At 72.0% G+C, this 25,294-nt stretch carries 18 protein-coding genes; 8 read left to right on the top strand and 10 right to left on the bottom strand.

The genetic code is table 11. The annotated features are described in order from the left end of the window. Window positions 1–49: 49 nt before the first annotated feature. The 8 genes from T328_RS23435 to T328_RS23400 are packed head-to-tail and all read right to left on the bottom strand — an operon-like array spanning window position 50 to window position 8,838. Window positions 50–1,024 (bottom strand): D-ribose ABC transporter substrate-binding protein, encoded by a 975-nt coding sequence (locus T328_RS23435; RefSeq protein ID WP_496498115.1) that lies wholly within the window; start codon window positions 1,022–1,024, stop codon window positions 50–52. A gap of 21 nt (window positions 1,025–1,045) precedes the next feature. Continuing rightward, window positions 1,046–2,230 (bottom strand): ABC transporter permease, encoded by a 1,185-nt coding sequence (locus tag T328_RS23430; RefSeq protein WP_496498114.1) that lies wholly within the window; start codon window positions 2,228–2,230, stop codon window positions 1,046–1,048. Next, window positions 2,223–3,800, bottom strand: a complete 1,578-nt coding sequence (locus T328_RS23425) for a sugar ABC transporter ATP-binding protein (protein WP_496498113.1) — start codon at window positions 3,798–3,800, stop codon at window positions 2,223–2,225. Before T328_RS23425 ends, T328_RS23430 begins: the two co-directional genes overlap by 8 nt. After that, complete coding sequence (locus T328_RS23420) at window positions 3,797–4,474, bottom strand: DUF2291 family protein (RefSeq protein WP_496498112.1); 678 nt, start codon at window positions 4,472–4,474, stop codon at window positions 3,797–3,799. The genes T328_RS23425 and T328_RS23420 overlap by 4 nt, the downstream gene beginning before the upstream one ends. Continuing rightward, complete coding sequence (locus T328_RS23415; protein ID WP_496498111.1) at window positions 4,471–5,949, bottom strand: FGGY family carbohydrate kinase; 1,479 nt, start codon at window positions 5,947–5,949, stop codon at window positions 4,471–4,473. The genes T328_RS23420 and T328_RS23415 overlap by 4 nt, the downstream gene beginning before the upstream one ends. Beyond that, window positions 5,949–6,911: a transketolase family protein gene (locus T328_RS23410; protein WP_496498110.1), complete on the bottom strand. Its 963-nt coding sequence runs from the start codon at window positions 6,909–6,911 to the stop codon at window positions 5,949–5,951. The genes T328_RS23415 and T328_RS23410 overlap by 1 nt, the downstream gene beginning before the upstream one ends. Further along, window positions 6,908–7,834, bottom strand: coding sequence for a transketolase (locus tag T328_RS23405; protein ID WP_496498109.1), 927 nt, complete (start codon window positions 7,832–7,834; stop codon window positions 6,908–6,910). Before T328_RS23405 ends, T328_RS23410 begins: the two co-directional genes overlap by 4 nt. Further along, entirely contained in the window at window positions 7,831–8,838 is a 1,008-nt protein-coding gene (locus T328_RS23400) for a sugar phosphate isomerase/epimerase family protein (RefSeq protein WP_496498108.1), read from the bottom strand. The genes T328_RS23405 and T328_RS23400 overlap by 4 nt, the downstream gene beginning before the upstream one ends. Before the next feature lie 241 nt (window positions 8,839–9,079). Here T328_RS23400 and T328_RS23395 point away from each other — a divergent pair, with 241 nt between their 5' ends. The 5 genes from T328_RS23395 (at window position 9,080) to T328_RS23375 (ending at window position 15,180) form a co-directional block, all read left to right on the top strand. Further along, window positions 9,080–10,741 (top strand): DUF1593 domain-containing protein, encoded by a 1,662-nt coding sequence (locus T328_RS23395; protein ID WP_496498107.1) that lies wholly within the window; start codon window positions 9,080–9,082, stop codon window positions 10,739–10,741. A 186-nt stretch (window positions 10,742–10,927) separates the two neighbouring features. Then, a complete protein-coding gene (locus T328_RS23390; RefSeq protein ID WP_496498106.1) occupies window positions 10,928–12,142 on the top strand; it encodes an ABC transporter substrate-binding protein in 1,215 nt (404 codons plus the stop codon). Window positions 12,143–12,155: 13 nt separating this feature from the next. Beyond that, window positions 12,156–13,343: an ABC transporter ATP-binding protein gene (locus tag T328_RS23385; RefSeq protein WP_496498105.1), complete on the top strand. Its 1,188-nt coding sequence runs from the start codon at window positions 12,156–12,158 to the stop codon at window positions 13,341–13,343. Next, a complete protein-coding gene (locus T328_RS23380; RefSeq protein WP_496498104.1) occupies window positions 13,340–14,248 on the top strand; it encodes an ABC transporter permease in 909 nt (302 codons plus the stop codon). The genes T328_RS23385 and T328_RS23380 overlap by 4 nt, the downstream gene beginning before the upstream one ends. Then, window positions 14,248–15,180, top strand: a complete 933-nt coding sequence (locus T328_RS23375) for an ABC transporter permease (RefSeq protein ID WP_496498103.1) — start codon at window positions 14,248–14,250, stop codon at window positions 15,178–15,180. Before T328_RS23380 ends, T328_RS23375 begins: the two co-directional genes overlap by 1 nt. Window positions 15,181–15,223: 43 nt before the next feature. Here T328_RS23375 and T328_RS23370 read toward each other — a convergent pair whose 3' ends face one another. Together T328_RS23370 and T328_RS23365 are read right to left on the bottom strand one after the other, a co-directional pair. After that, window positions 15,224–16,201, bottom strand: coding sequence for a pectate lyase family protein (locus T328_RS23370; protein WP_496498102.1), 978 nt, complete (start codon window positions 16,199–16,201; stop codon window positions 15,224–15,226). A 119-nt stretch (window positions 16,202–16,320) separates the two neighbouring features. Then, a complete protein-coding gene (locus T328_RS23365; RefSeq protein WP_496498101.1) occupies window positions 16,321–18,285 on the bottom strand; it encodes a pectate lyase family protein in 1,965 nt (654 codons plus the stop codon). Window positions 18,286–18,604: 319 nt separating this feature from the next. Between T328_RS23365 and T328_RS23360 the strand changes: the two genes are divergently transcribed. The 3 genes from T328_RS23360 (at window position 18,605) to T328_RS23350 (ending at window position 25,293) form a co-directional block, all read left to right on the top strand. Further along, window positions 18,605–22,153 (top strand): substrate-binding domain-containing protein, encoded by a 3,549-nt coding sequence (locus T328_RS23360; RefSeq protein WP_496498100.1) that lies wholly within the window; start codon window positions 18,605–18,607, stop codon window positions 22,151–22,153. Between the two features lie 155 nt (window positions 22,154–22,308). Continuing rightward, window positions 22,309–23,613 carry a pectate lyase family protein gene (locus tag T328_RS23355; RefSeq protein WP_496498099.1) on the top strand — a complete coding sequence of 435 codons (1,305 nt, stop codon included), beginning with the start codon at window positions 22,309–22,311 and terminating at the stop codon, window positions 23,611–23,613. A 393-nt stretch (window positions 23,614–24,006) separates the two neighbouring features. Next, window positions 24,007–25,293, top strand: coding sequence for an ABC transporter substrate-binding protein (locus tag T328_RS23350; RefSeq protein ID WP_496498098.1), 1,287 nt, complete (start codon window positions 24,007–24,009; stop codon window positions 25,291–25,293). The last annotated feature ends 1 nt before the right edge of the window (window position 25,294 follow it).

Genomic DNA, 25,294 nt, shown 5'->3' with positions numbered 1-25,294 from the left:
GGGTGCGGCCGGGTGCGGCCGGGTGCGGCCGGGTGCGCCCGCGAAGCGCTCAGCGCCGGGCGAAGAGACCGAATTCCCCGGCGTTCTCCTTGGTGACGAGTTCGCAGTCGATGGCCTGCTTCTCCGGCTGCCCGGTCTTGCCGTTCCTGATGAACTCGTCCGCCTGCCCCACCGCCTGCTCGGCGCCGAGGGCGGCCGGCTGGAGCACAGTCGCCCGCATGTGCCCCGCCTTGATCTGGGCGATGGCGTCCGGACTTCCGTCGAAGCCCACCACGACGACGTCGGTCCGCTTGTCCGCCTTCAGTGCGGCCACCGCGCCGAGGGCCATGGTGTCGTTGCCGGCGATGACCCCGTCGATGTCGGGGTGACGCTGCAGGATGGTCTCCATCTTGCTGAACGCCTCCTGCTGGTCCCAGTTCGCCGTCTGCCGGGCCACCCTCTTCATGTCGGGGTACTGCGAGATGACGTCGTTGAATCCCTTGGAACGCACGCCCGCGTTGGTGTCGGACTCCTTTCCGGTGAGTTCGACGTAGTCGCCCTTTCCCTTCATCGCCTCGACGAACTCCTGGGCGCCGAGCTGCGCTCCCTGCGCGTTGTTGGACACGATCTGCGCTTTCGCGATTCCAGTCTCGTTGATCTCGCGGTCGATCAGGAAGACGGGGATACCGGCCTCGTTGGCCTTGCGGACCGGGCCGATCGACGCGTCGGCGCCGGCGTTGTCGAGGATGATCGCCGCGGAGTCGCGGGAGATCGCCCCGTCGATCAGCTCGCTCTGCTTGTTGGGATCGTCGTCGTGCGAGGCGACCGACGTCTCGTAGCCGAGTTCCTCGGCCTTCTTCTTCGCCGCGTCGGCCTCGGCCTTGAAGAAGGGGTTGTCGGCGGCCGGGGTGATGATGGTGACCAGGCCGCCCTCCGACGACTCGGAGCCGGACGAGTCACCGGAATCCCCGCATGAGGTCAGCAGCAGGGCGCCGGTGAGAGCGGCCGTCGCCATGGCGGTTCGGCTGCGGTTGCGATGGAACATAGAGGTCTCCTCGGTTGCGGGTCAGTGGGGTGTGGAGGCGTCGGACGCGGCCTTTCGTGCGGGGTCACCGGGTGGTTCGTTCCCGTTGTGCTCGTTCCCGGCGGCGATGGCGGTGGCGGCGGCGCGGTGCCGCTGGAAGCGCTGCTGGGTCTGGTCGAGGACGACCGCGAGGACGATGACGGCGCCCTTGATGAGCATCTGCCAGAACGTCGAGACGCCGAGGATGACCAGGCCGTCCGCGAGGAAGCCGATGACGAAGGCCCCGACGAGCGTGCCGCGGACGTTGCCCCGGCCGCCGGAGAGGGCGGCGCCGCCGATGACGACGGCGGCGATGGCGTTCAGCTCGAAGGTCTCGCCGGCCTGGGGCGCGGCGGAGGTCAGTTCCGACGCGATGATGAGCCCGGCTATCGCGGCGCAGGCGCCCGAGATCACGTAGACGATCGTCTTGACCCGCTTGACGGGCACGCCGCTGAGCTGGGTGGCACGCTCGTTGCCGCCGGTGGCGTAGAGCCAGCGGCCGAAGGGCGTCCGGCGCAGCAGCAGCGTGACGAGCCCGGCGAGCACGATCATGATCCAGACCGCGACCGGGAGGCCGAGCGGCCGGCCCTGGCCGAGCCAGTCGAAGCCGGTGTTGTGGTTGCCGGGGTCGCCGGCCAGGTCGGGGTACGTGCTGCCGTCGGAGATGAGCATGGCGGTGGCGCGTGCCATGTAGAGCATGCCGAGGGTGGCGATGAACGGCGCCACGTTCAGCCGGGTGATGAGGATGCCGTTGACGGCGCCGACCACCGCCCCCACCGCTGTGCACAGGACGACGACGGCCCAGACCTGCGGATAGGCGACGACGTCGAAGGCGCCCAGGTGCATGCCCTGCAGCAGCTCTCCGGCGACGACCCCGGACAGGCCGACGGTGGAGCCGACCGAGAGGTCGATGCCGCCCTTCAGGATGACCAGCAGCATGCCCAGGGCCAGGATCGCGTTGATGGCGACGTGCCGGGTCATGGTGATGACGTTGTCGACCGTGAGGAAGGAGTCGGACAGCAGGCTGAAGACGACGATGAGGATGCCGAGCGCGATGAACGCGCGCAGCTCGAAGACCGAGTCGAGGGTCTGCAGCCGCCGCGCCTGCGTCGCCGCCGCCCGCCGCTGCTCCAGTACGACCTGGTGGTCGGAGGCGTCCGCGGCGGGCTTGGCCCGGGTGTCACTCATCTCGTACCTCTTCGCTCGTGTCGGCTCCGTCGGCGAGGCTCATCAGCCGGTCGCGGGTGATCTCGCCGGGACGCAGCTCGGCGATCAGCCGGCCGCGGGCCAGCACCAGCAGCCGGTCGGGGATGTGCATCGCCTCCTCGGGCTCGGAGGTGGTGAAGACCACCGCCAGCCCGCGCGCCGCCTGTTCGGCCATGAGCGCGAAGACGTCGGCCTTGGCGCCGACGTCCACGCCGCGCGACGGCTCGTCGAGAAGCAGCACCCGGGGACCCGTCATCAGGGCCTTGCCGATGACGACCTTCTGCTGGTTGCCGCCGCTGAGCGAGCCGATGGGCACGCCGGCGCCGGGCGTCTTGACGGTGACGTCGGCGATCATCGAGGCGACGGCGTCGTGTTCCGCCCGGCGGCGGACGAGCAGCCGCCGTACGAACCTGGTCACCGAGGCGAGCGACAGGTTCTCCCCCACCGTCATCGACTGCACCAGGCCGTCGCGCTGCCGGTCCTCGGGAACGAGGACCACGCCGGCGCGGATCCGCCGGCGGACGCCGTCCGCGAGCGGCCCGCCGTGCAGCCGGACCGTCCCGGAGGCGGCGGGCAGCCGGCCCGCCAGGCACTCCAGCAGCTCGGTGCGTCCGCTGCCCATGAGTCCGTAGATGCCGACGGTCTCGCCCGCGCGCACGGTCGTCGAGAGGCCGTGGACGGCGAGCCGGCCGGGGGTGGCGGGATCGGTGACGGACAGGTCGTCGATCTCCAGCGCCGGTTCGCCGAGCACCGGTTCGCGGACGGGGAACAGATCGTCCTGGTCGCGGCCGACCATGGTGCGGACGACCCAGGCCAGGTCGACGTCGGCGGCGCGCGCGGTGGCCACCATGCTGCCGTCGCGCAGGACGGCCACGTCGTCGGCGATGGCGAGGGCCTCCTCCAGGTGGTGCGAGATGTAGACCACGGCCACGCCCGCCGCCTTGAGTTCGCGGATCACCCGGAAGAGGATGTCCACCTCCGGCGCGCTGAGCGCGGACGTCGGCTCGTCCATGATCAGCACACGGGCGTCCTGCAGCAGCGCGCGGGCGATCTCGACGAGCTGCTGCTGCCCCAGGCGCAGCTCGCCCACCGGGAGTTCGGGGTCGATGGTGTCGTCGAGCCGGCCGAGCACCCCGCGCGCCAGGGTGCGCTGCGCGGCGCGGTCGAGGAGGGCGCCGCCGGTGCGGGTGTGCTCGCGGCCGAGGAACAGGTTGTCCTGGATGCTCAGGTTGGGGCAGAGGCTGAGTTCCTGGTGGATGATCGAGATGCCGTTGTCCGCGGCCTCCCGGGCGCTGCCGAACGCCACGGTGCGGCCGTCGAGTTCGACGTGTCCGGTGCTGGGCGGCTCGACGGCGCTGAGGATCTTCATCAGGGTCGATTTGCCGGCGCCGTTCTCGCCGAAGAGGGCGGTGGTGCGGCCGGCCGCGATGTCGAGCGAGACCCCGGTGAGCGCCTGGGTCCCGCCGTACAGCTTGGTGATGTCCGCCGCACGCAGCACGGGCGCCGCCGGGACCGGTCCCGCTGATCCCGCTGATTCCGCCGCCGTGGTCATGGTGCCTTCTCGATCGAGACCGGTGTGACGGTGAGCACGTCGGGCGTCAGCGGCGTCACGGCGCCGGTGACGGCGACCTGCTCGCCCTCGGCCGCCGCGGCGTCGAAGCCCTTCAGCACCTCGGCCTTCATCTCGGAGTTGAGCGCGGTCGCCGCGTCGGCGTAGTCGACCTGGTTGACGAACTGGCCGAAGGTGATGAAGCCGACCGCGTCGCGCAGCGCGGTGCCGTTGACCGCGGGGCCGACCTGGACGGAGACGCGGGCCCCCTTGCCCAGGTCCGGGACGGTGACCTCCATCAGGCCGCCGCGCGCGGGGCCCGCGGTGCCGGTGAGCCGCACCGCGTAGCTGTACGGGCCGGTGCCGGCCCGGTGTCCGTAGCGCTTGCCCGCGGCGTCCTGGTCGTCCGTCATCGCCCGGTACAGCGTGGCGACGTCCACGGCGTTCTTCTCGATCGCGGGTACGACCTTCGGCTCGTACGTCCTGGCCCCGTACCGCGCCGGGTCGAACTTCGGCTCGCCGCCGGCCGCGGCCTCGCCGTCCGAGCGGTAGGTGGTGGTCGCCACGATGGCGACCGCGAGGAGCACGGCGGCGGCGAGGGCGCCGCGGCCGGGGGTCGGCTGGAAGCGGCGGGCGGGCGGGGGCGCCGCCACGCGTGCCGGGTCTGCTTTCTTCATGGCGTCTCCTGTGTGTCCCGTCCGCCGAGGCCGCGGGCTGCCGCGAGACGGCGGTGCCATCGCGCGACGGCGCCGCGGCGGCGGGCGTCGTCCCACTCGGGCGTGAAGGTCCGCACGGCGTCGTCGGCGCGCCGCTCCAGCACGTCGGTGGTCCACAGGCCGAGACCGAGACCGGCGAGGCGGGCGGCGCCCGCGGCGGAGAGTTCGTGGTGGCCGGTTCTGATCACGTCGACGGCCGCGATGTCGGCCTGCAGTTGCAGCAGCGCGTCGACGCGGCTCAGCCCGCCGTCGGCGACGACCCGGTGCAGCCCGGGGAGCGCCGCGAGCACGTCCGCGACCTGGTGGGCGACCGACTCCAGGGCGGCGCACGCGAGTTGCGCGCGGCCGGTGCCCAGGTCGAAGCCGGCGAGCACGGGTACGGCGTGGGCGTCCCACCAGGGCGCGCCGACACCGCCGAAGGCGGGGACCAGCGTCACGTCGCCGGCGTCCGCGCCGGCGGCCAGCCCCAGCAGGTCGCCGGGCGAGGTGCCGAGGAGGTCCGCCAGCCAGGTGACGGTGCGCCCGGTGGAGCGGATGTTGGCCTCGTGCGCGTAGACGGGACTGCCGCTCGACCACGCGATCGTGCTGCACACCTGGTCCGAAGGCTGCGGCGAGTCGGCGACGGTCATGACGGAGGAGCCGCTGCCGTAGGTGACCTTGACGACCCCGGGGCGCCAGCCGCCGTGCGCGAACAGCGCGGCGTGCGAGTCGCCCAGCACCGCGAGGACGGGTGTGCCGTCGCGCAGCGGGGCCAGCCCCCGTACGCCGCCGAAGGGCCCGGTGGACGCGACGACCCGGCCGAGGGCCGCGCGGGGCACGTCGAAGAGCCGCAGCAGTTCGTCGTCCCAGTCGCCGGTGGCGAGGTTGAGCAGCTGGGTCCTGGAGGCGTTGCCGACCTCGGTGACGAGGCTGCCGGTGAGGGCGTGGAGGAGGTAGGCGTCCACGGTGCCGAGGCGCAGCGCGCCGGTGCGGCTGCGCGTGCGGTCGGGGTCGTGCTCGTCGAGGAGGGCGGCCATCTTCAGCGCGGAGAACATCGGGTCGAGCGGGAGACCGGTGCGCCGCCGCACCTCCGCGCCCGCTCCCTCCCGGCCGAGCCGCGCCATGCGTTCGGTGCCGCGCCGGTCCTGCCAGCTGACCAGCGGCGCGGCCGGCCGGCCGGCCGCGGCGTCCCACAGGACGGCCGACTCACGCTGCGTGCTCAGCGCCAACCCGGCCACGCCGGCGGGGTCGTGGTCCTTCATGCAGTCGGCGACCGCGCCGCGCACGCTCTCCAGCAGCGCTGCCACGTCCTGCTCGACGAGGCCGGGGCCGGGGTGCGACTGGGACAGGGCGGCGTCGCCGCGGGCGACGACGTCGCCCGCGGCGTCCACGAGCAGCGCCTTGGTGGCGCTGGTGCCCTGGTCGACGGCGAGCACCAGGGGCTCCCGGGGCGTCATCACGTCCGCCCGAGGACCGCGCGGGCGGCCGCCGTGATGCCTGCGGCGTTGAGGCCGAAGTGGTCGAGCAGGAAGGACGTGCTCCCGGTCGGGGCGAAGGCGGGCACGCCCACCATCCGCACCGGCACCGGGTGCCGCTCGGCCACGACCTTGGCGACGGCCGCGCCCAGTCCGCCGGAGAGCAGCCCCTCCTCCGCCGTGACCACGAAGCCCGTCTCCCGGGCCGCGTCCACGACCGCCGCGGTGTCCAGCGGCTCGACGAACGTCATGTTCAGCACGCGCGCGGAGACGCCCTCGCGGGCGAGCAGGTCCCGTGCCTGAAGGGCGCGCGAGACCATGGTGCCCACGGCGATCAGCGTGACGTCGGTGCCCTCGGCGAGGCGGACGGCCAGTCCGGCCTCGAACGGAGTGTCCTCGGGGGTGACGGCGGGCACCTTGAAGCGCGGCACGCGGAGGTACGTGGGCCGGCCGGAGGACGCGGCCCGGCGGACGGCGGCGCGGGTCTGCGCCGGGTCGGCGGGCACGATGATCTCCACTCCCGGCACCGCGCGCATCCAGGAGATGTCCTCCACCGCGTGGTGGGTGGGGCCCAGCGCCCCGTACGCCATGCCGGGGCTCTGGCCGCAGAGGACGACGTGCCGCCGGGAGTACGCGACGTCGGCCTTGATCTGCTCCAGGGCACGGCCGGTGAGGAACGGCGCGGCGGCGGAGGCGAAGGGGATGAAGCCGGCGTTGGCGAGGCCCGCCGAGACGCCGACGAGGTCCTGCTCCGCGATGCCGACGTTGATCAGCCGGTCGGGGAACTCCTCGCGGAACCCGACGAGGTTGCTGGAGCCGACCGAGTCGTTGCACACCGCGACGATGCGGTCGTCGGCGCGGGCCAGCGCGCGCAGCTCGTCGGCGAAGTCCACCCGGCAGTCGAAGGTGGGGGCATCAGCCGCAAGAGGGGCCACGGGGTTCATCGGTTCCGTTCCTCCAGCTCCGCCAGCGCGAGAAGGACCTGCTCGTCGGTGGGCACCTTGTGGTGCCACTCGACGCGGTCCTCCATGAACGACACGCCCTTGCCCTTGACGGTGTCGGCGATCACCGCGACCGGCCGGCCCGAGGCCGACGGCTCGTACGCCTCCTTGATCGCCCGGTGGTCGTGGCCGTCGATGACGCGCACCTCCCATCCGAAGGCCGCCCACTTGGCGTCCAGCGGCTCCAGGGACTTGGTGTCCTCGGTACGGGCGCCCTGCTGCAGCCGGTTGCGGTCCACCACCGCGGTCAGCCCGGCGAGCCCGTAATGTGCGGCGGTCATGGCCGCCTCCCAGTTGCTGCCCTCCTGCATCTCCCCGTCGCCGAGGACGACGAGCGTCCGCCACGACTCCCCGCGCAGCTTCGCCCCCAGCGCGCAGCCGGTGGCGACGGGCAGACCGTGGCCCAGCGGCCCGGTGCTGGTCTCCACGCCGGGCACCGCGGGCCGGGCGGGGTGGCCGTTGAGCGGCGACAGCGGCGCCATGAACTCACCCAGCCTGGCCCGCGGGAAGAACCCGCAGGAGGCGAGCGTCGAGTAGAGCGCCGCGGCGCAATGGCCCTTGCTGAGCACGAAGCGGTCGCGGCGCGGATGGCCAGGGTCGTCCGGGTGCAGGCGCAGCGTGCCCCACAGGGCCGTGACCAGCAGGTCGGTGACCGACAGGTCGCCGCCGACGTGCCCCATGCCGGCGCTGCGGATCGTGGTGAGGATGTCGCGGCGTACCTCCGTGGAGATCTCCGCCAGCTCAGCCGCCGCCGCGGCGGGCGACGCCGCGCGCAGCCGCGCGCCGCGCTCGCGGTATGCCGCCACCGCGGCCCCGTCGGGCCGCAGCGGTGCGGGTGCCTCGATCGTGGCGGTCACCGAGGTCATGCCGCCTCGCTCTCCGCGAGCGCGCGGAACAGCGCCCGCTTCGCGATCCGTTGCGCGCCGAGAGCGTCCTGTTCCGCCTGGGCGGCGGCGAGTGCGTCGCGGTTGAGGTAGCCCAGCGCGCGGTGGAAGGCGCGCATGGTGCGGATGCCGGTGCGGGCGGCCTCGACCGGGTCCTCGCGGAACGGGAACTGGTCCAGCTGCCAGACCCCCTGCCAGCCGGCGTCGTGCAGCGCGAAGAAGAACTCGAAGGTCTCCAGCAGGTGTACGGAGCCGACGACCATGTCGTCGTCCCAGCCGCGGAAGTTGTCGTTGACGTCGATGGCGAAGAGCCGGTCGCGGGCGATGGCCATGCGCGCCGCCTCGGCCGGCGTCTCGCCCCCGTAGAGGGAGTGGCCGAAGTCGAGCAGGACGCCGACGTTGTCCGCTCCGGTCTCCTCGACGGCCAGCAGGGTGCGGGCGACGGAGGAGAGGACCATCCGGTTGCGCGGCTCGCGCGGCTTGTACTCGATCGCGAACTTCAGGTCGGGGAAGCCCTGGGCGAGTTCGCGCAGCGCGTCGACGGTCTTGCCCCACAGGTCGGCGTAGTCGGCCTGGAAGGGGTAGTCGTAGCCGTCCTGGCCCGGCCAGAGCTTGATGTAGTCCACGCCCAGCTCGCGGCCCACCTCCGCCGCCGCCGCGACGAGGTCGATCGCCGCGCGGCGGGTGCCGGGGTCGGGGTTGGTGAAGCCGCCCCTGGCGAATCGGCCGGTGTAGATCTCGGGGGTCAGGGCGATGGCGCGCAGGCCGTGCGCGTCGAGGGCCGTGTGCACCTCGGCGGTGGAGATGCCGCCGGGCGGGAAGGGCCAGTTGAGGTCGAGCACCGACAGGTCGCCGACGGCCCCGGCCAGCTCGATGCCGTCGAGAACGGTCCGCGCCTCGCCGTACCCGTCGGTGGCGTAGCGGTCGACGTAGGTGGCGAAGTGCCAGACGCCGGCGCCGAAGAGCGGCTCGTCGCTGGGTTGCATATCTATGCGATATCGACTCGACATGCGGGTCAAGCTACGAACCGAAGGCGTGCCGCGTCAATACCCCTGCATGCGGGATGCGGCGGGTGGTCGGGTCCCCGCCGCCCACCCCTGTTGACATCGGAACGCATCGCTCCCACAATGCGCCGAGACATTTCAAGTCACTGCCGAATTTTTATTCAGCCACCGCGAGCACCGGGCGGGACCGGGTGGAGATCCGGTACGGAGGAAGGGGATCGGTATGACGTTTGAGGGCATGCGCCGTATCACCGGACGCCTGGCGCCCCGGCCCGCCGCACGCTCGCGGGTCGCCGTGGTGGTGACCCTGCTGGCGGCCTTGGGGCTCGGCACGATCGAACCGTCCGCGACCGCCGGGCCGTCCGCGACGCCGTCCGCGGCAACGGCGTCCGCCGGCACGGGTGACCGCGACCCCCGCCCGCGGACCGTCGTCACCACGGACCCGGAGCTGGACGACTCCAACTCGCTCGTGCGCTACCTGCTCCGCAGCGCCGACTTCGACACCGAGGCCATCGTCTACGCCAGCAGCCAGTTCCACTGGAAGGGCGACGGCGAGGGCACGCGGTGGTGGCAGCCGGACCGGGAATACGACCGCTTCGGCCTCAGCGGGCGGTGCCCGTGCACCTCGTGGCGGTGGGACGAGGACGAGCGGTTCATCCACGACGCCGTCGAGCGCTACGCGGAGGTGTACGACAACCTCAAGGTCCACGACCCCGGTTATCCGGCGCCGGACGACCTCCGCTCCAGGATCCGGGTCGGGAACGTCCAGTTCGACAGCGACATCTCGGTCTCCGGTGACTCGCCCGGCTCTGACCGGATCAAGGAGGTGCTGCTCGACGACGAGGGCGGGCCGGTCTATCTGATGGCCTGGGGCGGGACCAGCACCATCGCCCGTGCCCTGAAGTCGATCCAGCTCGAATACCAGGGAACCCCGAGCTGGCCGGCGATCCACCGCAAGGTCACCGACAAGGCCGTGATCGTCTCCTTCGGCACCCAGGACTACAGCTACCGCGACTACATCTCCGTCAGCTGGCCCGACGTCGAGCTGCGTCAGGCGGCGACGACCACCTGGGCCTACGGCGCCCGTGACGTGGCGCTTCCCGGGCATGACGCATACCTCTCCGCCGAGTGGACACGCGAGAACGTCTCCGACGTGGGGCCGTTCGGCGAGTTCTACCGCGTCTGGGGCGACGGCAAACAGATGGTCGAGGGCGACGTCTTCGACCACTTCGGCTTCGCGGGCCTGACGACGGAGGAGCTGCGCGCGAGGGGGTATGTCGTCTGGACACCGCCGCAGCAGCAGGGGTCGTGGATCTCCGAGGGCGACTCCTCCACCTTCCTCACCCTGGTCGACAACGGCCTGCGCAGCCACGAACACCCGGGTTACGGAGGCTGGGGAGGCCGCCTCGTGCAGAACCCCGACGATCCCTCGGAGTGGAGCAGCGAGGGTGCCGACGACCGCGACCCGCAGGGCGGGACGCCCGAGGACTACTCCGCTCAGCGCTGGTTCGGCGACGCCCAGCGGGACTTCGCGGCGCGGATGCGGTGGAGCGTCACGCCCGGGTACGAGGACGCCAACCACCACCCCGAGGTGTCGTTGCGCCGGCCCCGTGAGGTGACCGCCCGCCCCGGTCAGAGCGTGCCCCTCCGCGCTCTCGCGACGGACCCCGACCAGGACGCCCTGACCTACCGGTGGTGGCACTACCGCGAGGCCGGAACCCATCCGGGCGCGGTGGACATCTCCGGCCAGGACTCCGCGCGGGCGGCACTCGACGTGCCCGAGGACGCCCGGCGCGGACAGACGATCCACGCCATCGTGCAGGTCACCGACGACGGCTCGCCGTCGCTGACGGCCTATCAGCGCGTGATCGTCACGGTCGGGTGACCCCGGGCCGGCCGGTCAGGCGGTGAAGCAGTACGCGCCCGCCCCGGCGCGGCGACGCGCCGGGGCGCTGGAGGACGGTCGTTCAGCTCCGTGAAGGAAATTCACTCTCTTGACGCCGGGCGGCGTCTGGGGGACGTTGTTCGGCGAATCGCGTGCCATTGCGCCGACTTAAGAGGGAGCACCTCTATGCCCCGACGCCTCCGCTTGCGTTCTTCGCTCACGTACACCTTCGCCGGTCTCGTCCTGGCGGCCACGGCCTTAGGCTGCGGAGCGCCGGACGACGGCGACTCCTCGTCCGAGAGCGGCAAACCGGAGCAGATACCCGACAAGCCCGCGAAGCCCGTGGAGCTCGACATCCTGGACGTCGCCGGGAACCTCCAGCTGACCCAGGGCATGATCGACGAGTTCGTGGACGAGCACCCCGACATCGTCAGCAAGGTGACATACGACCAGGCCCCGGCCCCCGACCTGGCCGGGAAGGTCAAGGCCCAGCAGGATGCCGGCCGGGTCCAGATCGAACTGGTGCTGACCGGCACCGACGGGCTCGCGGCCGGACTCGACCAGGGCCTGTGGGCGGACATGGCGGAGCACGAGGACACGATCGGCAATCCCGACTACCTGGAACCGGCAGCCGACATGGCCGAGTTGGCGCAGGGCAAGGGCGTCGCACTCGTCTACTACCCGTCCGGGCCGCTGATCCAGTACAACCCCGACGCGGTCGACGACCCGCCGACCACCCCCCAGGAGCTGCTGGACTGGGCGAAGGCCAACCCGGAGCGGTTCCAGTACGCCCAGCCGCCCAACTCCGGGCCCGGCCGCACCTGGCTGATGGGCCTGCCGTACCTGCTCGGCGACAAGGACCCCACCGACCCGGAGAACGGCTGGGACAAGACCTGGGCGTACCTCAAGGAACTCGACGAGTACGTCGGCAACTACGCCTCGGGCACCACCGAGACCATGCAGAATCTGGCAAAGGGTCAGGTTGACATGATCATGACCACGACCGGCTGGTACATCAACCCGCGCGCACTCGGCACCGTCCCCAAGGAGATCGAGGCGGGCCACTTCGACGACATGACCTGGGTGACGGACGCCCAGTACGCAGTCGTACCCAAGGGCGTCAGCGCCGACACCATGTCCGCCGTCCTGCAGCTGATCAAGTGGATGCTCACCCCCGAGCAGCAGGCCAAGGCGTACGACGAGGGCTACTTCTACCCGGGCCCCGCCGTCAAGGACGTGCCGCTGTCCATGGCCCCGGAGGAATCGCGGCAGGTGATCGAGGAGTACGGGGAGCCGGAGTTCGACCGGTGGATCGAGGAGTTCCCCAAGGAGCCCTCGCTCCCCGCCGAACAGCAGGTCACGGCGTTCGACCTGTGGAACCGCGAAGTCGCGGGCCAGTGAGCGAGGACCGTCGATGACCCACTTCGGCTCGCTCCGCATGGAGAAGGTGTCCCGGAGCTTCGGTCGCTTCCGGGCGCTCAGGGAGCTGGACCTGCAGATCGAGGGGGGCGAGTTCATCGCCCTCCTCGGCCCGTCGGGATGCGGCAAGTCCACCGCCCTCAACTGCCTCGCCGGGCTGCTGCCGCTGACCGGCGGCGCCATCACTGTCGACGGCGAGCGCATCGACAACGTGCCGCCGGAGCGCCGTGGCTTCGGCATGGTCTTCCAGAACTACGCCCTCTTCCCGCATCTGTCCGTGCGCGACAACGTCGCCTTCGGCCTGAAGATGGCCCGGGTGCCCAAGGCGGAGCGCGACCTCCGGGTGACGCAGGCGCTGGCCCTCGTCCAGCTCGCCGATCACGCCCGCAAGCGCCCCGGCCAGCTCTCCGGTGGCCAGCAGCAGCGCGTCGCCATCGCCCGGGCCGTGGTGCTCGAACCCCGGCTGGTGCTCATGGACGAGCCGCTGTCCAACCTCGATGCCGCGCTCCGGCTGGAGATGCGCACCGAGATCCGGCGGCTGCACCAGCGCCTCGGCCTGACCACCGTGTACGTCACGCACGACCAGGAGGAGGCGCTGTCGCTCGCCGACCGTCTGGTGGTGCTGCGCGACGGCATGACCCAGCAGGTCGGCACGCCGGAGGAGGTGTACGGCTCCCCCGCCAACCGCTACGTCGCGGGGTTCATGGGCTACCGCAACATGCTCGACGTGACTGTGACCCCGGGTGGTGCAGGCGCGGGCGGCGGCGGCGGGCGGGTGCGGATGGACATCGCGGACGGCCGCCTCGCCGGCACCGGCCGCGCCGGCGCCCCGCACCGCGGCGACGCCGTCGCCGCGGTGCGCCCGGAGGACCTGGATGTGGCAGCCGCCGCGACCGGCACCGCGGAGTCCGGGACGGCCGGGCCGAGGCTGCCGGCCACCGTCGAGGTGGTCGAGTACCACGGCCGCGAACTCGCCGTGCAGGGCCGGCTGTCCGACGGACAGCAGGTGCACTTCAGAACCCGTACGCGGCTCGCACCCGACGACGCCGTCGAGCTGACCGCGCCGCCGGAGCGGGTGCTCGTCTTCGCCCGGGAGGAGGCCGGATCGCCGGACCCGCAGCCGCGGCGGTCAGCGGCCGGCGAGACCGCGGATCCGAAGGCGCCCGAGGCGGTGACGCCGTGAGCGCCGACGCCCGGGAGGGCCGGGAGGGCCGGCCGGCGCTGCGCCACCGCCTGGCGGAGCGCGGCGTCGACCGTACGACGATGCTCGTGCTGCCCGGTGTGGCCTTCCTGCTGGTGCTCTTCTGCTACCCGTTCCTCTACGGGCTGCAGCTGTCCTTCCAGCCGGCGGAGGGCGGCGGCCCGTTCGCCAACTACCGGAAGTTCTTCGAGGATCCGTATCTCCGCGAGACGATCTGGCTCACCCTGCGGCTCGCCGTGCCCGCCGCCCTGATCAACTGTCTGGCGGCGGTCCCCGTCGCGTTCCGCACCCGCGGCGTCTTCCGCGGCCGGCGGCTCGTCATGACGCTGCTGGTGATGCCGATCACGCTGGGCACCGTGCTCACCGCCCAGGGGCTGCTCGGCTACCTCGGCCCCAACGGCTGGTTCAACAAGATGCTGACCGGCATCGGGATCATCGACCAGCCGCTCGGCCTGGTGCACAACTACTGGGGCGTGCTCGCCTCCCTGGTGATCAGCGGCTTCCCGTTCTCGTACCTGCTGACGCTCTCCTACCTGACGGGCATCGATCCCAGCCTGGAGCAGGCCGCCGCCACCCTCGGCGCGGGCCGCCGCCAGCGGTTCCGGCACGTGCTGCTGCCGCTGCTCGCACCCGGTCTGGCGATCACCTTCTGCCTCTCCTTCGTGCTGGCGTTCGCGGTGTTCCCCTCCGCCCAGTTGGTCGGCGATCCGCGCGGCAGCACGCACGTCATCTCCATCGAGGCGTACGAGGCCGCCTTCCAACAGTTCGACTACCCGATGGGCTCGGCAATCGCCATGATCATGGCCGCGGTGATGCTGGTGGTCGTCGCCCTGGTGCTGGCGTGGCGCTCACTGCTGTACCGCGGAGCGACCGGAGGCAAGGGCTGATGGCCGGAATCACCGGAATCACCGGGAACACCGACACCCGCGACCCGCTGGAACCGGACGGGTCCGCCGGGCCGCACGGCGGCGCGGAGCCGGCGCGGAGGCGGCGGTTCGGCCGGCCCGTGACGTGGGTGACGGTCGCCGTCTTCGGGCTGTTCTTCGTCAACCTCGCCGGGGTCGTCGGCGTGCCGCTCGTCGACTCGTTCGGCAGCCGCTGGTTCACCACCTGGCTGCCGGAGGGCTGGACGACCAAGTGGTACGGCGAAGCCTGGGACGAGTTCGCCCTCGGCCAGGTCTTCTGGGCCACGGCGCTGGTGTCGCTGCTGGTGGTGCTGCTGTCCGTGGCCATCGGCGTGCCCGCCGCCTACGCCCTGGCCCGGCGGAGCTTCCCCGGCAAGAAGCTCGTGCTGCTGCTCTTCCTGCTGCCCATCCTGGCGCCGCCGATGACGTACGGCATCCCGCTGGCCACCGTGCTGTACAAGTTCCATCTCGCGGGCACCTTCACCGGCGTCGTGCTCGCGAACCTCGTGCCGTCGGTGCCGTTCGTGGTGCTCACCATGACCCCGTTCATCGAGCAGATCGACCCGCGGATCGAGGCGGCGGCCCGGATGTGCGGCGCGAAGACCACGGCGATCTTCCTGCGCATCCTGGCGCCGCTGCTGGTGCCCGGCATCCTCGCCGCGTCCGTGCTCGTGCTGGTGCGTACGGTCGGCATGTTCGAGCTGACCTTCCTCACCGCGGGACCGGAGAGCCAGACGCTCGTCGTGGCGCTGTACTACGCGATGTTCTCCGCCGGCATCCGCACCCAGCAGTCGATCGACGCGATGGCCGTGATGTACATGTTCTCCATGCTGGTGCTGCTCGTCATTGCACTGCGCTTCGTCAACCCGACGCAGCTGGTGACCAGGGTGAAGGAGGAACGCACGGAGCGGTGAGCCGCCCGGCCCGACGGCGCGGGCGGATCCGCAGAGCCTGAAGTCAGAGCTTCCCGGCGCCGGCCCCGGCCGGCACGGTGGAGCTCAGGGTCGCCGGGTCGTCCACCGTGTACGAGTAGTGGCCGGACGGCTCGGCCACGCTGCCCGCGGTCTCGCAGGGGCCGGAGCCGGGGAAGAGGTTGTCGCGCTCGACGAGGCGGCCGGGGCCGCTCTCGTCGTAGCCGCTGGCCGAGTAGCACGGGAAGGCGACGTTCTCGAAGAGGTTGCCCTCGACGAGGACACCCGCGTCCATGGTGGAGGCGACGCCGTAGAGCTCGTTGCCCCGGTAGTAGTTGTTGTAGACGTGCACCGGCCCGCCGAAGCGGACGCGCGGGTGGCGCTGGCTCGACTCGTCGAAGTAGTTGTGGTGGATCGTCACCTTCAGGTGCCCGGCGTCGGACGAGGCGCTGTCCGAGTGGCTGATGAGCATGGACTTGTCGCTGCCGGCGAAGTGGTTCCAGGAGACGGTGACGTAGTCGGACTGGCGGACTATGTCGATCGCCCCGTCGACCGGGGCCACGAAGGTGTTGTGGTCGATCCAGATGTGGTGCGACTCCTGGCCGACGTTGATCGCGTCGTCCTCCGCCGCCGTGAAGGTGATGTTGCGGACGATCACGTTGGAGGAGCGGTAGAAGTCGAGCCCGCCGCCGTTGATCACGGCGTCGTCGCCGAGACCGACGATCGTCTTGTCGGGACGTACGCCCTGCTTGCTGGTGATGTCGATGGTCCCGGCCACCTGGATCACCATCGGGCCGGTGGTGTCGATGGCGGTGAGCAGCTCGTCGGTGGTGGACACGGTGACGGTCGGCCCGCCGACGCCGCCCGTGGTGCCGTCCTGGCCCAGGGCGTTCACGGCAGCGAACCCGTCGGGCGCGGCGGCGGCGAGCGGGGCGGCCGACGGCGGCCCGGCGACGGCCGGGACGGCCGTCGCGGCGGCCAGCAGTGCCACGACGGCGGTACAGGCAAGGGCGGGGCGTCGCATCGTCACTCCTTGTTCGGTTCTGTCTGTGGGGGGACGGGGCGGGCGCGGCTCTACCGAGAGCCGCGCCCGCCCCGGACGTCCGGCGGCCGACCGGGGCAGGGACGCCGGCCGCCGGCCGGTCAGAGGGCGGCCTGCGGTCCTGCGCCCGCCGTCACGAGCGACGGCACGTCCGCGCAGGGCTGCAGCTGGTACTCGTACGGGATGTCCTCGACACCGCCGCCGGTGCTCTGCGGCTCACCGGAGCCGACGTAGCAGTTGTCCCGCTCGACCAGGTCGCCGGGCCCGGAGTCGGCGTAGCCGACCGCGGTGGGCTGCGGCACGTTCTCGAAGTGGTTGCCCTCGACGAGCACGCCCGCGTCCATCGTGGAGGCGACCCCGTATATCTCGTTGTTGTCCATGTAGTTGTTGAACACGTGCACGGGGTTGCCGAACCGCACCCGCGGGTTCCGCTCGGCGCTGCCGTCGAACCAGTTGTGGTGGTAGGTCACCCGCAGGTGGCCGATGTCCTCGCCGCCGTTGTCGTCGTCGTGCCCGAGCAGCATGTTCTTGTCGTGGGTGCTGTGGTTCCAGGAGACGGTGACGTAGTCCGAGCCGCGCTTGACGTCGACCGAGCCGTCGCCGCCGGACGTGAAGGCGTTGTGGTCGACCCACACGTGGTGCGCCTCGTTCTGGATGTTGATCGCGTCGTCGTCCCAGTCACGGAAGTTCAGGTTCTGGACGATGATGTTGTGGTAGCCGCTGCTGATGTTGAGGCCGGCGCCCTGGAGGCCGGAGTCGGCGCCCACGCCCACGATGGTCTTGTCGGAGTGGACGTCGTTCATGGCGTCGGGCATGGAGAGCATGCCGTCCACCCTGATGGTCAGCGGCGCGTCCTCCTCCAGCAGCTCGGCGAGGGTGTCGCCGTCGGTGGCGGTGACGGTCTCGCCGCCCGCGCCGCCGGTGGTGCCCCCGGACTGGGTGGCCCAGCCGATGAGCTCCGCCTGCACGGGGTCGGTCGGGTCGGCGGGGCCGGTCGTCACGTTGCCCGCGCCGGCGCCCGCGCGTACCGCGGCCGGCACGTCGGCGCACGGCTGCGCGTCGTAGTCGTACGGGATCGGCGCGACGCTGCCGCCGGCGTCGCCCTGCTCCGAGTTCTCGAAGCAGTTGTCCCGGGCCACGATCTCGCCGCCCTCGCGATGGAACGGGTCCTCGACGTCCTGGAAGAAGTTGCCCTCGACCAGGATGTTCGAGTCGTCGCCGGCCCTGACGCCGTAGTCCTCGTTCGCCACGTAGTAGTTGTTGTAGACGTGCACCGGGTCGCCGAAGCGCGCCCGCGGGCTGCGCTGCTGGGTGCCGTCGAAGAAGTTGTGGTGGTACGTGACGTTCAGCCGGCCTATGTCCTGCGGGCCGTTGCCGTCGTCGTGGCCGAGCAGCATGTTCTTGTCGTGGATGGCGTGGTTCCACGACACCGTCACGTACGACGAGCCGCGCTTGACGTCGGCCCCGCCGTCGTAGCCGCTCTCGAACGTGTTGTGGTCGATCCAGACGTGGTGGGAGAACATCTGGACGTTGATCGCGTCGTCCGCCCAGTCGTTGAACGTCAGATTCTGGATGATGACGTTGTGGACCGCGTTGTCCGGCGGCTCGGTGATGTCGTCGTCGATCGGCAGCCCGACGTTCAGACCGCCGCCGGTGAAGCCGGAGTCGGCGCCGACCCCGATGATGGTCTTGTCCGAGGTGACCTCGTGCATCGGCCCCGGCAGGTCGATCATCCCGTTGACTTCGATGACCAGCGGGCCGGACTGGGCGGCCGCGGCGGTGAACTCATCCGCGGTGTCCACCGACACCGTCTCGCCGCCGGCGCCGCCCGTGGTGCCGTCCTGGCCCAAGGCCGACATCGCGGCGAATCCCTCGGGCGTGCCGACGGCGCCGGTCGAGGCCGCCGGCGCGGCGGCGTCCGCGTCGGCGCCGGCGGTCGGCGCGAGGGTGGCGAACGTGGCGGCGATCAAAGCGCCCGCGGCGCCGCCGATCAGCGCGGTGCGGCGCCACCGTCTGGCCGGCCGGGATGTATCGGACCGGCGGTGGCGGAGGTTGGGGGGGTGCACGATGTGCCCTCCTTGCGGTTGTGGGGCCCCTGGGCTCGTGGCCGGGCACGCGTCGGGGCAGGTGGGGGCAGGGGTCGACGGCCCCTTGCGGCGCCCGGGTCCGGTGGTGTGGGTGTCCGTGCTGCGGTGGCGCTTGCGGCTCCGGCCACGCGGCAGCTCGTTCGCCCTTGATGCTAGGGCGAGGACCGTGGACGATAGCGCCGCGCATGTGGACTTCAGCGGCATCAGCAACCGCTTACCGCCCTCGTACCCGGCGGGTTCCATGCGCACTCGGACGTGGCATCCCGTCTCGTACGGGACGAGCGAAGCGAGGCAGCGTATGGCGCACGGCGAGCCGGCAGAGACCCCGCGGGCGGACGGCACCCCGGGCCGGCCCACGATCGGGCTGATCACGGCCAACATCCACCTGGGCGTCGGCGCCACCCTGTGGTCCGGCGTGCAGGCGGCGGCCGAGCGCAACGACGTCAACGTGGTGTGCTTCCCCGGCGGTTCCCTCCAGCCGGCCGGCGAGCCCCGCAACGCGCTGTACGGCCTGGTCGGCCCCGACCGCCTGGACGGCGCCATCTGCTGGACCTCCACCCTGAACCTGCCCGCGGCCGACGACGAGGGGACCGAGTGGTTCGTCCGACGCCTCGGCGCGATCCCCGTGATCAGCCTGAACCGGCCCCTGGCAGGGCACGAGACCCTGCGTCTCGACAGCTCCGCCGGCATGCGGGAAGCCGTGGGCCACCTGGTGCGCGACCACGGCCTCCGGCGCATCGCCTGTCTGCGGGGGCCGCTGGCCAACCCGGTCTCGCGGGACCGGTTCCGCGCGTTCCGCGACGCCCTCGCCCGGCACCGGGTCCCCCTGGACCGCTCCCTGATCGCCGCCTGCGCCGACTTCGGCGGCGGAGCCGGCGCCGCGGCGATGCGGGTCCTGCTCGACGTCCGCGGGCTCCGCCCCGGACACGACTTCGACGCCGTGGTCGTCTGCAGCGACGTGCTCGCGGCCGACGTCCTGCGGTTCCTGTCGGGGCGGGGCATCACCGTGCCCGAGGACGTCGCGGTCGTCGGCTTCAACGACTCCCTCGACGCCCGGCTCTCCGACCCCCCGCTGACCTCGGTCGCGCTCCCGTTCGCCGACCTCGGTGAACTCGCTGTGGACACCCTCCTCGCCCACCTGCGCGGCACCCGGCGGCCGACGCGTACCGTCGTCCCGGGTGCTCTGGTCGTCCGCCGCTCCTGCGGCTGCCCTTCGGCGCTGGTGACCCAGTGCGCGACGGCGGAGCCCGACGACCGGCGCGAAGACCCGGGCGAGCGGACGTCCGGCGAGGTCGCCGCCGCCTTCCCGCACGCCGGGCGCGAACTCGCCGCCGCCATACGGGCGGACCTCGCCGGCTCACCGCCTCCGGCGTCCCCGGGGGCGCAGCCCTCCGGCGGTGGCTTCCTGCCTCTGGTGGAGCGGGTGGTCGGCAGCCGGATCCACACCACCGACGACGCGGCGGACTGGGACCGCGCGCTGCTCACGGCCCGCGAGACGCTGATACGCGGGCGGGAGCCGGAGTCGCGGGCCGTGGCCGAGCGGATGCTGGGGCAGGCGCGGCTGATGGTGGCGGACAAGTCCCACCGGCTGCTGGAGTACGAACGGTGGGCCGAGGATCAGGAGGCGCGCCGGCTGCGCGAGCTGGGTACGGCGCTCACCACCGTGGTCGGGCTCGACGGGCTCACCGCCGTCCTCGCCGGCCACCTGCCCGCGATGGGCGTGTCCGACTGCCACGTGGCGCTGTACGAGGACGGCCGGCGTGTTGCCGTGCCCGGGGACGACCCCGGCACGGTCCGCCTCGCGGCCTCCGGCGCCGATGCGCCGTACCCCGCCGCGTACCTGTTACCCGACGCCTCGCTGCCGCGCGACCGCCGCCACACCCTGATCTGCGAGCCCCTGCACATCGGTGACGAGCGGCTCGGCTTCGCCGTCTTCGACACCGGCACCGGCGGCGGCAGCGCGCGCAGGGGCGCCCTCTACCGCGCGCTCGGCGACCAGATCAGCGCCGCCCTCAAGGGCATCCGGCTCTTCGACGAGGTGCGCCGGGCCCGGGACGCCGCGCAGCAGGCCGACCGGCTCAAGACCCGCCTGCTGGACAACGCCACCGACGAGCTGCGCACTCCCGTCGAGGCCATTCTCCGGCACTGCACGGCCGCGCTCGGAAGCGGGAGTGGGAGCGGCAGCGAGAGCGGTGAGTACGGCGGTGAGGAGCCGCGCGAGAGGGCGGACGCGGTGCGGCGCGTCCAGGAGGACGCCGGCCGGCTGCTCCGGCTCATCGACGACCTGCTGGACCTGTCCCGCTCCGAGATCGACGCCCTCGACCTGTCCCGGCGTCTGCTGGACCCCCGGCCGGTGCTCGCCGAGGCATTCCGCAGCGTCGCCGGCTCCGACGGCGGGTCGCGGCTCCGCCTGCCGCGGCGGCTGCCCGCGGTCCGGGCCGACGCCCCGCGCCTGAAGCAGATCGTCGTCAACCTGCTGACCGCGGTCGCGGGGCAGGCCGACGCGCGGGGCCCGCTCCAGCTCTCCGCCGCGACGCATCCGACGCTGCTGCGCGTGCGCATCACGTACCCCGCGTGGTCCGTATCCCCCGGCGAGGACGAGTACCTCTTCGAGCCCTTCGCCTCGGGCGAGCCCGGCACCCGGCTGGGCCTCGCCATCGCCCGGCGCCTCGCCATCCTGCACGGCGGTTCGGTCACCGTGGACAGAACCGGCGGCGGGCGGTGCGGACTCCACCTGGACCTGCCGCTGCCGACCCCGGCCGAGCTGCCCGTCTCCGCCGCACACCTGGCGGCCGACGGCACCGACAGCCCCGATTCGCCGAGGCCGCCGCACCGTGGTCACCTGCTCGTCGCCGCGGCCGGGGCGCCGCCCGCCGAACTCACCACCCTCGCCCGCGAGCACGCGCTGCGCGTGCGCACCCTCCATCCGGACGACGCCGTCGCCCCGCTCGTCACCGACGGCCCCCCGGCCGCCGTCGCCTGGGACACCCGCGACGCCCATCCGCAGGAGTGGCCGACGATCCAACGGCTGCACGAGCACCCGGCGCTGCGCCACACCCCGTTCCTGCTCTACGGCCCCGTCACCGGCGAGGACCTCGGGCAGGCGCTGCACGCGCTGCGGCCCACCGAACTCGCCGACCCCGTGGTCGTCGTGGACGACGACGCCCGCTCCGGGGAACGCCTGCGCCGGCTGCTGGCCGAGGTGCGGCCCGGCCTGGCGGTGCGCAGGGCCGTCGACGGCGCCGCCGCCCGGCCGCTGCTCGCCGAGCGTGTCCCCCGCCTGCTGATCGTCTCCCACCGGCTGCCGGACACGGACGGCTTCGAGGTGACGGAGCGCATGTGCGAAAGCGCCGGCAGGTCCGGCATCCCCGTACTGATGCTCGGGGACCGCGGCTTCACCTTCACCGACGTACGCCGCGCCGACCCGTACCCGGGCATGGTGCTGCTGGGCCGGGACATCCTCACCGACGCGGAGACCGCCCGGCTGCTGGCCGCCCTGACCCAGCGCGCGGAACCGGCCGCCCACCGCACGTACGCCCCGGTCCGGCACGCGGTCGCGTACCTTGAGCAGCACTACCGGCACCAGTTCTCCCGCCGCCAGGTGGCCCAGGCCGCGGGCATCAGCGGAGACCACCTCAGCCGGCTCTTCCACAAGGAACTCGGCCTCACGCTCTGGGAGTACCTGACCCGGCTGCGCGTCCAGCGGGCGAAGGAGCAGCTGCGGCACAGCGGCGACAGCATGCAGGCCGTCGCCCGCGCGGTCGGCTTCCGCGACCGCGCCTACTTCAGCCGCGTCTTCCGCAAGGTCACCGGCGTCGCACCGCACGTCTACCGCGAGGCGTCCTGAGCGGGGCCGCGTGCGGCGCGGGTTGCGCGCGCCTCCGGGCGGTGGCGGCCCGCCGGCCACTCGCTGAGAGCACGGCGACCGCGGCGACGGCGGCAACCTTCTCGGCCGCAGGAACGACAGCAGACGAGAAGAGCCGACGGAAGGGAGTGCCGGTCATGCCACGTGGGTGGAAGAGCGCCATGGGAGTGGTCGCGCTCGTCGCGGTGTCGGGTCCGCTCGCGCCGGCCACGGCCGGGAGTCCCGCGGCCGAAGACCGCACGCGCGGCGCGACCGCCGCACCTGCCGCGTTCCCCGGGGCGGAGGGCTTCGGGGCACAGGCCACCGGCGGGCGGGGCGGCGAGGTGTACCACGTCACCAACCTCGACGACTCCGGCCCCGGCTCGTTCCGGGACGCCGTGAGCCGTGGCCCCCGTATCGTCGTCTTCGACGTGGGCGGCTACATCACGCTCGCCTCACCCCTGCACGTCGCAAGCGACATCACCATCGCCGGGCAGACCGCCCCGGGCGACGGCGTCGCCACCCGCGGCTACCAGGTGTCCTTCTCCGACTCCGACAACGTCGTCGTCCGGCACATGCGGTTCCGCCACGGCCTGACGCCGGATCAGAACCGCGACGCCGTGACGATGGACGGCGCGAGCAACATGGTCTTCGACCACGTCTCCGCCTCGTGGGGCCGCGACGAGAACTTCTCCATCAACAACAGCACGAACATCACCGTGCAGTACTCGATCATCTCCGAGGGCCTGGACCCCCACTCCTGCGGCGGCCTCGTCCAGAGCGACGGCGTGACGCTGAGCCACAACCTGTACGCCCACAACAAGACCCGCAACCCCAAGTCCAAGGGGCGGCTGCAGTACGTCAACAGCGTGATCTACAACTGGGGCTCCGACGGCTACATCCTGGGCGACTCGGCGGGCATCAGCAACGCCAACGCCGTGGGGAACTACTTCGTCAAGGGCCCTTCCACCACCGGCGCCCCGTTCACCCGCGCCAACGCCAACTACCACATCTACGCCTCCGGCAACTACTACGACGAAGACGTCGACGGACAACTCGACGGCCGGCCGACCACGGACGCCGACCTCGGTCCCGCCACCATCGAGAGCCAGCCGTTCGACTTCCCGGCGGTCACCACGCAGACCGCGCAGCAGGCTTACGACACCGTACTGGCGGAGGCCGGCGCCTCCCTGAACCGGGACGCCATCGACACCCGGCTGGTGAACGACGTGGAGAACCGGACCGGCGCCATCATCACCGACCCGCAGAGCGTCGGCGGCTTCGGCACCCTGCCCGGCGGCACACCGCCGTCCGACACCGACCGCGACGGCATGCCCGACGCCTGGGAGGCGGCACACGGGCTGAACCCCGCCGACCCGGCCGACGCCGGCGATACCGACGCCACCGGGTACACCAACGTCGAGCGGTACCTCAACGAACTCGCGGACGGCACCGCGCACTGAGGCGTCCTGCGCCTGCAGCCTCGTCGCACGCCCGGCCGATGAGCACACCTCGGGGAGGGCCCGCACCCGACGCGCTCCCGCTCGCCGCCGCCGCCCGGGTCAAGAGCACCCAAAACACCAGGTGATGCTCATGTCGGCAGGCCGGGTGGTGCGGCATTCGTCGACGGCTCAGGCGGCGGCGTCGAGTGTGTTGACGAGATCTTCAGGCGTCCCTACTATCCACCAACACCAAACAGGACCGCGCAAAGTCTTTCGTAGTCGAACGCATTCTGCGTTCGAATCAGTCGCCGCGAATCTCGCTGCACATGCGGTGGCCGGGTGGACCTCCCGGCGCCGACGGCCCGCACCCGTCCAAGGGAACCCCGACCCCCCAGCGAAGGTGGTTCACGCGTCATGGCAATGTCACGAAGAAGGCTGCTGGCGCTCGGCGCCGGGGCCGCCGCCGGCGGACTGGGGCTCGCGGGCTGCGGGTCCCAGCGCTCGCTCGGCGGCTCGGATGAGATCACGATGTGGACCTGGGACCGGTCGGTGAGCGACGAACTGGTCGCCCAGGCCGAGGCCGAGGGCATACCGGGTGCCAAGGGCTTCCGGGTCAGCCGCACCAACGTCGGCGGCAACTACAACACCAAAGTGCGCACCACGCTCGCCGGCAAGTCCATGGTGCCGGACATCATCGGCATCAACTCCGACGTGGCCACCTACTTCACCAACCAGGACATGTTCATCGACCTCAACGACTTCGGCGCGGCCGAGCTGAAGAGCACGTACCTGGACTGGAAGTGGAACCAGTGCATCACGCCCGAGGGCCGGATGATCGCGTTCCCCATGGACACCGGCCCCACCGGGCTGTACTACCGCACCGACCTGCTCAAGGAGGCCGGGATCACCACCGACCCGGAGGAGCTGGCCGCCCTGGCCCCGGACTGGGACGGCTTCATCGCCCTGGGCAAGGAACTCCAGAAGTCCCAGGAGCGGGCGGTGATCTGCCCCCACCTCAGGAAGATCTGGGACGTCCGGATGGGCCAGCTCGGCGGCGACAGGTACATGACCGAGGACGGCCGGTACGTCGGGGACCGCGACGAGGTCCGCGAGATCTTCGAGCTGGGCTACCGGGTGTCCAAGGAGGGCCTGTCGGCCGGCGCCCTGGACGGCTCCAACGACGTGGAGGGCGTGGTCACCAGCGGCCGACAGGCGGTCTCCATCGGCGCGAGTTGGTGGGGCCAGGCATTTCCGGAGGCGGCCGCGCCGGACACCGAGGGCAAGTGGCGGATCACCGCCCCGCCCGGCGGCGCCGGCAACGAGGGCGGCTCCTTCCTGGCGATCACGAAGTACTCCAAGAACCCCGAGGCGGCGTTCGCCTTCATCTCCTGGCTGCAGTCGCCGGAGAACCAGGTCAAGGCGTTCACGGAGATGTCGCTGTTCCCGTCCTCGCCGCGCTCCTTCGAGGCGCCGGAGATGCGCGAGCCGCAGCCCTTCTACGGCGGGCAGCGCACCATCGAGGTGTTCGCCCCGTCGGCGCAAGAGGTCAAGACCGCCTACCGGAGCCCGTACGACCGCGTGATCGACCCCGTCATGTTCGACGAGATGGCCAACATCGACGCCGGCAAGAGCGTCGAGGCGGCCTGGAAGGACGCCCAGGACTCCATCGAACGCGAGCTGACCCGCGAAGGGGTGTTCTGAC

Source organism: Streptomyces sp. CNX435 (assembly GCF_059570575.1).
This window is presented reverse-complemented; position numbering and strand designations above follow the sequence as displayed.

Bases quoted from the DNA above. Each gene is read 5' to 3' on its own strand.
- T328_RS23370 (WP_496498102.1), bottom strand. From the start codon at position 16,201: ATGCGACGCCCCGCCCTTGCCTGTACCGCCGTCGTGGCACTGCTGGCC.
- T328_RS23425 (WP_496498113.1), bottom strand. From the start codon at position 3,800: ATGACCACGGCGGCGGAATCAGCGGGATCAGCGGGACCGGTCCCGGCG.
- T328_RS23395 (WP_496498107.1), top strand. From the start codon at position 9,080: ATGACGTTTGAGGGCATGCGCCGTATCACCGGACGCCTGGCGCCCCGG.
- T328_RS23385 (WP_496498105.1), top strand. From the start codon at position 12,156: ATGACCCACTTCGGCTCGCTCCGCATGGAGAAGGTGTCCCGGAGCTTC.
- T328_RS23435 (WP_496498115.1), bottom strand. From the start codon at position 1,024: ATGTTCCATCGCAACCGCAGCCGAACCGCCATGGCGACGGCCGCTCTC.
- T328_RS23410 (WP_496498110.1), bottom strand. From the start codon at position 6,911: ATGAACCCCGTGGCCCCTCTTGCGGCTGATGCCCCCACCTTCGACTGC.
- T328_RS23400 (WP_496498108.1), bottom strand. From the start codon at position 8,838: ATGCAACCCAGCGACGAGCCGCTCTTCGGCGCCGGCGTCTGGCACTTC.
- T328_RS23350 (WP_496498098.1), top strand. From the start codon at position 24,007: ATGGCAATGTCACGAAGAAGGCTGCTGGCGCTCGGCGCCGGGGCCGCC.
- T328_RS23355 (WP_496498099.1), top strand. From the start codon at position 22,309: ATGCCACGTGGGTGGAAGAGCGCCATGGGAGTGGTCGCGCTCGTCGCG.
- T328_RS23405 (WP_496498109.1), bottom strand. From the start codon at position 7,834: ATGACCTCGGTGACCGCCACGATCGAGGCACCCGCACCGCTGCGGCCC.
- T328_RS23420 (WP_496498112.1), bottom strand. From the start codon at position 4,474: ATGAAGAAAGCAGACCCGGCACGCGTGGCGGCGCCCCCGCCCGCCCGC.
- T328_RS23390 (WP_496498106.1), top strand. From the start codon at position 10,928: ATGCCCCGACGCCTCCGCTTGCGTTCTTCGCTCACGTACACCTTCGCC.
- T328_RS23415 (WP_496498111.1), bottom strand. From the start codon at position 5,949: ATGACGCCCCGGGAGCCCCTGGTGCTCGCCGTCGACCAGGGCACCAGC.
- T328_RS23430 (WP_496498114.1), bottom strand. From the start codon at position 2,230: ATGAGTGACACCCGGGCCAAGCCCGCCGCGGACGCCTCCGACCACCAG.
- T328_RS23360 (WP_496498100.1), top strand. From the start codon at position 18,605: ATGGCGCACGGCGAGCCGGCAGAGACCCCGCGGGCGGACGGCACCCCG.
- T328_RS23375 (WP_496498103.1), top strand. From the start codon at position 14,248: ATGGCCGGAATCACCGGAATCACCGGGAACACCGACACCCGCGACCCG.